Source organism: Clostridium sp. chh4-2 (assembly GCF_002899675.1).
Lineage (GTDB): Bacteria > Bacillota > Clostridia > Lachnospirales > Lachnospiraceae > CHH4-2.
The window spans coordinates 45,327-52,591 of sequence record NZ_PKUU01000034.1 but is presented as its reverse complement, the minus strand read 5'-3'; the positions used below and the strand labels follow the sequence as shown (position 1 = coordinate 52,591).

The following is a 7,265-nucleotide window of genomic DNA, read 5'->3' as shown; positions in this document are numbered from 1 at the left end:
TTCCTTCAGATTCCACCTCGCGGTGGACACCCTTGCCCTTGGCTGTGTGCTTGGCGCTAATCAACCCGCACTCGGGACTTTCACCCGTTAGAACCTGCCCATGCCAGGCGCACGCTTTAGAACCTGATTCGGAATTCAGTTTCTACCTGCCTCGTTCTGTCCTTACGGGCCTAAGTAGCACTACAGGGGTTCCATACGATCCCATTTGGCTGCAGCTTCCTTCCCCGGCCCGGACAGCCCTTCCGACCTTTGTCTTCCGGCTCCGCCTCCCGATTCCGTGCTGGTTTTCGCTAGCCTGGTTAAAAACAATGTTATGCATTAGTATTTACATAAAGCAAAATTTATATAGATCATGAAGGGATTTTTAGAAATGACTTCAGGTTTTACTTTAAACGTCAAGGCATTTCGCAAAATGACCTCACCCTTTACATTAAATCCTCAAGGCTTTTCCGGAAATGCCTTCACCCTTGATGTAAAACTTACTCTTCCATCCACTAAATCTTTTTTTACTTAGCTAGCCAAACAACAGCCGGAAAGAAGGGGAAACCTGGGCGGGCGGCGGAACTAGAGAAAGACAGAGGATCGTGTGCAGACCCTTAGTGATACTTGGTCGGCAAGAGCGGAAAAAGGCAGACAAATACTGAATTCCGAATCAGTATTTGAGGCGCCCTTGAGCGATGAAGTCATCAGGAGTTCATCGCGAATGGCGCCGCGCTGCCTTTTTCCGCTCTTGGCGGCCTAGTATTACTTAGGGTCGTAACCCGAATCCTCTGTCTTTCTCTAGTTCCGCCGCCCGCCCAGGTTTCCCCTTCTTTCCGGCGTTTCTTCCGAAACTAAATAAAAGATTTAAATCTAAATTTTAGATGCCTTTTATAAATTTTGTAGGTGATTTCAATGTGTATTTTTTGAATACGGCGCAAAAGTATTTATAGTCTGTAAATCCGGTGGCTTCCGATATCTCGCTGATCCGGTACTGTCTGGTGTTCAGCATGGCTACTGCCTGCTGCACCCGGTATTTATTGAGGAAATCGAGAAACGTCTGGCCTGTGACCTCTTTGAATTTGCGGCTCAGGTAGCTGGCGCTGATTCCTAACTCTTCCGATATGGTTTCCACGCTCAGTTTTTCCGCGTAATGGGAACGGATTTCTTCAATTGCCTTGGATATGTACCGATTTTCCGAAACGTCCAATTGCATATAATAGTCTAAATTAAGCGTACCGCCCTCCATTTCGGCCTGTTCCATCACATATTCCATCTGTTTGCTGCTTGTGATCTCTTCGTTCAGCCGTTTCATGGTTTCGGCCAGCTTTTCTTCGTCTACGGGTTTTAGCAGATATTCGCAGACTCTGGCGTCTATGGCCCTTCTGGCATATTCGAAATCCGCATAGCTGGTCAGTAAAATCCCTTTGAACTTAACCGTTTCGGACGCTTTTTTTATCATTTCTATTCCGTCCAGAAACGGCATGCAGATGTCGGCTATGACCACATCGGGCCGGACTTCTAAAATCTTTTCAAGACCTTCCTGTCCGTTGGCCGCTTCCGCAACCACCACGCAGTCCATGGCCAGCCAGTCCACCGTATAGACCAGACCTTTTCTGATAATATCCTCGTCTTCCGCTATCAACACTTTCAGCATTCCATTTCCTCCATATGTGCCGGAACCGTCACAATCAGCGTGGTTCCGTGGCCTTCCGTACTTCGGATCTCCACCCCATAGGGATGTCCGTACAATAATTCGATTCTGCGGTGTATGTTATAAAGTCCTGAGTGCCTGCTCTTATTTTCCTTCTGTCCCATAAGAGCGTTGAGCTCACTCAGAATTCCGGGAGGGATTCCCACTCCGTCATCCCGGCAGATCATGATCAGTTTTCCATCGTAGAGATAGGCTTTCAGTTCCGCTTTCAGCGTTTCCTGATTTCCAAAGCCATATTTAACAGAGTTTTCAATCATGGGCTGAAGCACCAGTTTTGGGATTCTGCATTTCAATGCCCTGGGCTCCACATCGATTTCATAGGAAAATCTGCGGTTAAACCGGTATTTTAAAATGGTCAGGTAATTTTCCAGATGCTCCATATCCTCCTGAAGCGTTACCTCCATCTTGCTGTTGTCCAGGCTGTAGCGCAGAAGGTTGGAAAGGCTTAATATCATCCTGGCCGCCGTTTCCGGTTCAATTCTGCACATGTAGCGGATATTTTCCAGCGTATTATAGAGGAAATGGGGGTTAAACTGGGATTCCAGCTGCCGGTTCTGGGCGACTGCCACCAGCTCCGCCATCTTTTTATTGTTTTCCATCTGCAGTTTCAATCCGGTGATCGTCTCATTATACGTGTCCGCGATGATGCGGAATTCATTGTCGCTTTTGATTTGAATTGTTCCGCTTAAATCACCGTTCCGGTTCTTTTCCATCACATCCAGAATGCGGTAAAAATCCTCTGTTTTTTTCTCCGTAACTTTTTTGGATTTTATCAAAACCCATATGGTCATCAACGCCAGTGCGGTGATAATGAGCGCGCCGCCTAAGGTTAAGGAAACCACGATATTCTGGATATCTGAAACTGCATAGACTAAAAACAGTCCCCGGTAGACCGGCTTTGACGCCACCAGATACATATGATTGTCAAATACCATATATCTGGCGGCATTTTTCAAATTCTTAATGATCTGGCTGCTGCCGTCCTGGAAATTATAATTATTGCTCAGATAAACCCATCCGAAACGATCTGCAACAATCGTCTGAGCGTCCGACCGGTCTAATACCGGCTGAAACTGGCTGCTGTTGATGGTGAACACCAGATACCCCAGCAGACCGCCGTCATCGTAAACCGCCCGCCCTACGGCGATATCCTTATTCCCGCTCTTCCACCCTTCCATCAGTCGCACCGCAGTTTCTCCCTTTTTCCTGTCCATGGAGCCGAAAATCCCCCAGTCCAGGCCGTCTTTCACCTGAAAATAAGACGGAATCCCCGGACGTCCCGCAAGCACCGGGTTCCGTTCCCTGTCGAACAGATAGAGGTCCGCCTCATAGCCGAGATTATTGGAAATCCGGTAAAATTCCTCGAAAACGGAAGTGCGCCTTTGGCTGTCCATCTCTTTTGAAAAATGTTCCGGGCAAAGTTCCAGCTCCTGCAGCCCCGCTTCATAGCCGGACAGCACCCGTTCCAGCTCCATTGCCGCATAGTTATTGTGCTCAATGGTGCTGCTGTTTCTTCCATATAAAAGAATCCCGATAAATGCCAGGCCGCAGATCAGAGTGAACAACACCGCAGGCACAATGGCGTAACCGATAAACAGTTTTCTCAGCTCGTCCCTGAAATACCGCTCTCTTTTCATTTACAGCCACCTCCGTTCCCATCACTCCGCTGCATCATTGGACACCTCATTAAAAATCCGGGAAAAATGGGAAAGCCATTGACTCTTATTATCCCTCACCACATTTTTATCATCATAAATAATATGGATCTCTTTCTTATCCGGCAGATAGACCGGCTGGCTGACATCCGTCCTCACCGACCTCCGGTCCAGCGTCGTGGCGATCATCGTCTGGGCATCCTTTCCCGTCACAAAATCGACGAAAGCCTCTGCCGCCTCCTTATGCTCCGTTCCCTTCATAATGCAGACCACATCGGGCTTTGACACCACGCCCTCTTTCATATAAACAAGTTTTACCGGCCAGTCCGCCACATAATGAGAGGCCGCCTCCTCAAAGGTGAGCCCCACCGCAAAACGGCCTTCCGCCACCCCCTGATATACATCTGAGGAACCCTTTAAAAGGATTCCATCCAGGTTGCGGCAAAATGCCTCCGTATAATCCCAGCCCTGTTCCGGCTCCCCTTTTCCCATGGCATAGATCATATTGATCAGATGTTCATAAGCTGAGGAGGAAGTGGCCGGATCGCACATGGCGATCTTTCCTTTTAATTCCGGCTTTAACAGATCCTCATATCCTTCCACCGAAAGGTCTCCCGTCAGATTGGTATTTATCATCAGAACGCTGGGAAGATCGGTAAATCTGGTCATATTTCCCTCTTCATTTTTAAATTCGTCCTGAATCATGTCCTCATTGACGCTGGTATAAGGCTCGAAAAGATCTTTTTTCGGCAAAGATGTGGACAGGGAACCGCCCCACAGAATGTCGCACTTTGGCTCCGCTCCGTCCTCGGCCATCTGTAACAACTGGCCGGTTCCACCCGTCTGAACCTGCACCCGGATGCCTGTCCTTTCTTCAAATTCCGATACCAGCGGATTGATAAACTCCAACGGATGAGGGCAGTATACCACCAGCACCTCATCCGCATCTGTTTTCCATTCGGTATTCTCTTTGTTTTTTTGGCATCCTGTCAGGCCGGATATAAGAAAAATCGCCGTTAACCCTATTATCCATCTCTTTTTCATAGGTACTCTAACCCCGCAGTGTTTTCTTACTGACCATTCTAACAATCAGGCTACAGAATGTAAACCCCTCTCGGATCGAAATTGAGGAACGCCTTCTCTCCGACTTCATAAATCCGCCTGTTGACCGGATTATAATCGGTGATCTGAATCTCCATATCTCCCACCATCATCTGATAATACTGGTAAGATCCCATAAATGTGGACAGCACCACCTTGCCTTCCAAAATCCCCTCTTCGGACAGCGTAGCTCCCTCAGGACGGATCACCAATGTGGCGTCGTCACCCTGCTTTGCCATGGCAAAATTGTTGACCTCAAACCGCCGTCCCACCACATCGATCATGGCTTTGTCTCCGCTCGCGGATACCACATGGGCTTTCAGGAAGTTGGCTTCGCCGATGAAATCCGCCACGAATTTGGACGACGGATGATAGTAAATCTCTCTCGGCGTCCCGATCTGCTCCACTTTTCCCTTGCTCATAATGATGATTTTATCGGAAATGCTCATGGCCTCCGACTGGTCATGGGTAACGTAAATGGCTGTAATTCCCACCTTTTGCTGGATTTTCCTGATCTCCGTTCTCATAGTAACACGAAGTTTTGCATCCAGGTTGCTTAAAGGTTCGTCGAACAGCAGAACGCTCGGCTCGATAACAAGAGCCCGGGCCAGGGCCACACGCTGCTGCTGCCCTCCGGAAAGCTGGTTGGTCATACGGGATTCCATTCCATCCATTTCCACCAGTTTTAAGATGTTCATAACGCGCTCTTTGATCTCGTCCTGCGGCAGTTTGCGGATCTTTAAACCGTAAGCCACGTTGTCAAACACGTTGTAATGGGGAAGGAGGGCGTAGCTCTGAAATACCATGGCCGTATCCCTCTTATTGGGGGTCAGCGCATTAATCGCCTCATCTCCCAGATAGATTTCCCCTTCGTCCGGGCTCTCAAAACCTGCGATCATGCGCAGCGTGGTTGTTTTTCCGCATCCGGAAGGGCCTAACAGCGTGACAAATGTTCCCGGTTCGATATCCAGCGTAGTATCCTGAACCGCATAAAATTCCTTTCCCGTCTTAGGATCGGTATATATCTTGGAAATGTGTTCCAGACGAACACCTTTTTTCTGTTTATCCATCAGTTCTCCTCCTTAATCTTTCTGCTGACTCCGAAATATTTAATCAGGGTATTCATAATCAGTACGGCGCCGTATGTGATGATGATCAGCACGGTGGCATAAGCGCAGGCCACGCCGTAATTTCCTTTTTCCGCCTGTTCATTGATCTGGCAGGTGATCAGCAGGAAATCAGGTGTTACCAACAGGATGATGGCTGAAATCGCCGTAATGCTTCTTACAAAGGAAGTGACCAGACCGCTGAAAAATGAATCCTTAATTAAAGGCAGTGTCACGGTCATAAATACCTTGGCCGAGTTGGCCCCCATATCATAAGCCGATTCCTCAATGGATTTGTCAATCTGGCGCAGGGCGGAAATACCGCTTCTGGTGCCGGTTGGAAGGCTTCTTACAATAAATACAATGATTAAAATCAGCCCTGTTCCATATAATCCGCTCATAATTCCGGTGCGGAACAGGCCGTTGGCATAACCTCTGATATATCCGATACCCAAAACGGTTCCGGGCACAGCCATGGCCAGCATGGATACGAACTCGATAAATCCCTTGGAACGGAATTTCTTTTTCACAACCAGATAAGAGATAACCATGGATAAAAACGCAGTCAGCGGAGCCGCAATCAGGGACAGCACAAAGGAGTCCTTAAATGCTTTTAACCCGCTTGTTTTAAACATATACTGGAACCATTTCAGGCTCAGGCTGTAATCTCTGCCCCAGAGCGTAAACAATGCTCCAAACGGCACCATGATATACATCAGAAGAACAAATGCCGCAACCAGGCCGCAGAATAACGTCAGCGGAACGGTAACGCTCTTATCTTCGATCAGCATCCTCATTCTGGACGCTTTACCCGTTAAGGTGGCGGCCGTCTTCTTCTCCAGATAATATTTCTGGATCAAGAAGAGAACCACGGTCAAAAGCAGGAGAACTACGGACATGGCCGCCGCTCCCGTGGAGTCATAAGCGCCCGTAACCTGCAGGTAAATGGTGGTTGCCAGCGTATCGTAGGAACCTCCGATCAGCATGGGGTTGGCAAAATCCGCCACAGATTCGATGAATGTAACTAAGAATGCATTGCCAAGGCCGGGAAGCAGAAGCGGGAACGTCACGCTGGTGAACACTTTCCATCTGCTCGCTCCCATATCTCTGGTCGCTTCCTCCAGGGACGGATCGATATTTTTAAGCAGTCCCTTTAACATCAGATAGCAGACCGGGAAAAATGTAAGCGTCTGTACGATTGCAATCCCTTTCAGGCCGTAAACATTGGAATCATATATTTTAAGCAGGGAGCGGGTGATAATTCCGCTTCTTCCAAACAACATAATCATGGATAAGGACAAAACAAATGGCGGAGATACTACGGGAAGCATGGACACCAGTGCGAACAGCTTCTCCAGCACTCTTCTCTTGAGTTTTACATAGACTTCTACATAAGCGAACAGTAAGCCGATGGCGGTGGACGCCAGGCCGGAGATAAATCCTAAAACTAACGTATTTTTAAATGCGGTACGGAAACGTTCCAGACTCAGAACCCGTTTAAATATATCCAGCGTAACTTTTCCTTCTGTAACAAAGCTGTCTACCAACAGCATCAGAAGGGGATAAAGAATGAATAAAGCCAAAAAAATCAGCAAAACTGCGATCATACTGACCAATATGGGGTCTGAAAAAAATTTCTTGCGCTCCAGACGGGCGCTTTGGTTTTTGGCCATGAAAAGCCCCCCTTTCTTATCTTTAAGGGCAAAAGGT

Annotated in this window: 5 protein-coding genes; all 5 read right to left on the bottom strand. The window is 48.0% G+C overall.

Translation table 11 applies throughout. The features are described 5' to 3' along the window. Positions 1-859: 859 nt before the first annotated feature. From C0033_RS24915 to C0033_RS24895, 5 genes are read right to left on the bottom strand one after another with little or no spacing between them, the layout of a single operon-like run. Entirely contained in the window at positions 860-1,636 is a 777-nt protein-coding gene (locus C0033_RS24915) for a response regulator (RefSeq protein ID WP_103230560.1), read from the bottom strand. Further along, positions 1,630-3,330, bottom strand: coding sequence for a histidine kinase (locus C0033_RS24910; RefSeq protein ID WP_103230559.1), 1,701 nt, complete (start codon positions 3,328-3,330; stop codon positions 1,630-1,632). Before C0033_RS24910 ends, C0033_RS24915 begins: the two co-directional genes overlap by 7 nt. Before the next feature lie 21 nt (positions 3,331-3,351). Beyond that, entirely contained in the window at positions 3,352-4,392 is a 1,041-nt protein-coding gene (locus C0033_RS24905; RefSeq protein ID WP_103230558.1) for an extracellular solute-binding protein, read from the bottom strand. Between the two features lie 50 nt (positions 4,393-4,442). Next, a complete protein-coding gene (locus C0033_RS24900) occupies positions 4,443-5,519 on the bottom strand; it encodes an ABC transporter ATP-binding protein (protein WP_103230557.1) in 1,077 nt (358 codons plus the stop codon). Further along, positions 5,519-7,228 carry an iron ABC transporter permease gene (locus C0033_RS24895; protein ID WP_103230556.1) on the bottom strand — a complete coding sequence of 570 codons (1,710 nt, stop codon included), beginning with the start codon at positions 7,226-7,228 and terminating at the stop codon, positions 5,519-5,521. Before C0033_RS24895 ends, C0033_RS24900 begins: the two co-directional genes overlap by 1 nt. Between the last annotated feature and the right edge of the window lie 37 nt (positions 7,229-7,265).

Excerpts from the sequence above, each read along its gene's own strand:
- C0033_RS24915 (WP_103230560.1), bottom strand. The coding sequence starts at position 1,636 with ATGCTGAAAGTGTTGATAGCGGAAGACGAGGATATTATCAGAAAAGGT.
- C0033_RS24910 (WP_103230559.1), bottom strand. The coding sequence starts at position 3,330 with ATGAAAAGAGAGCGGTATTTCAGGGACGAGCTGAGAAAACTGTTTATC.
- C0033_RS24895 (WP_103230556.1), bottom strand. The coding sequence starts at position 7,228 with ATGGCCAAAAACCAAAGCGCCCGTCTGGAGCGCAAGAAATTTTTTTCA.
- C0033_RS24900 (WP_103230557.1), bottom strand. The coding sequence starts at position 5,519 with ATGGATAAACAGAAAAAAGGTGTTCGTCTGGAACACATTTCCAAGATA.
- C0033_RS24905 (WP_103230558.1), bottom strand. The coding sequence starts at position 4,392 with ATGAAAAAGAGATGGATAATAGGGTTAACGGCGATTTTTCTTATATCC.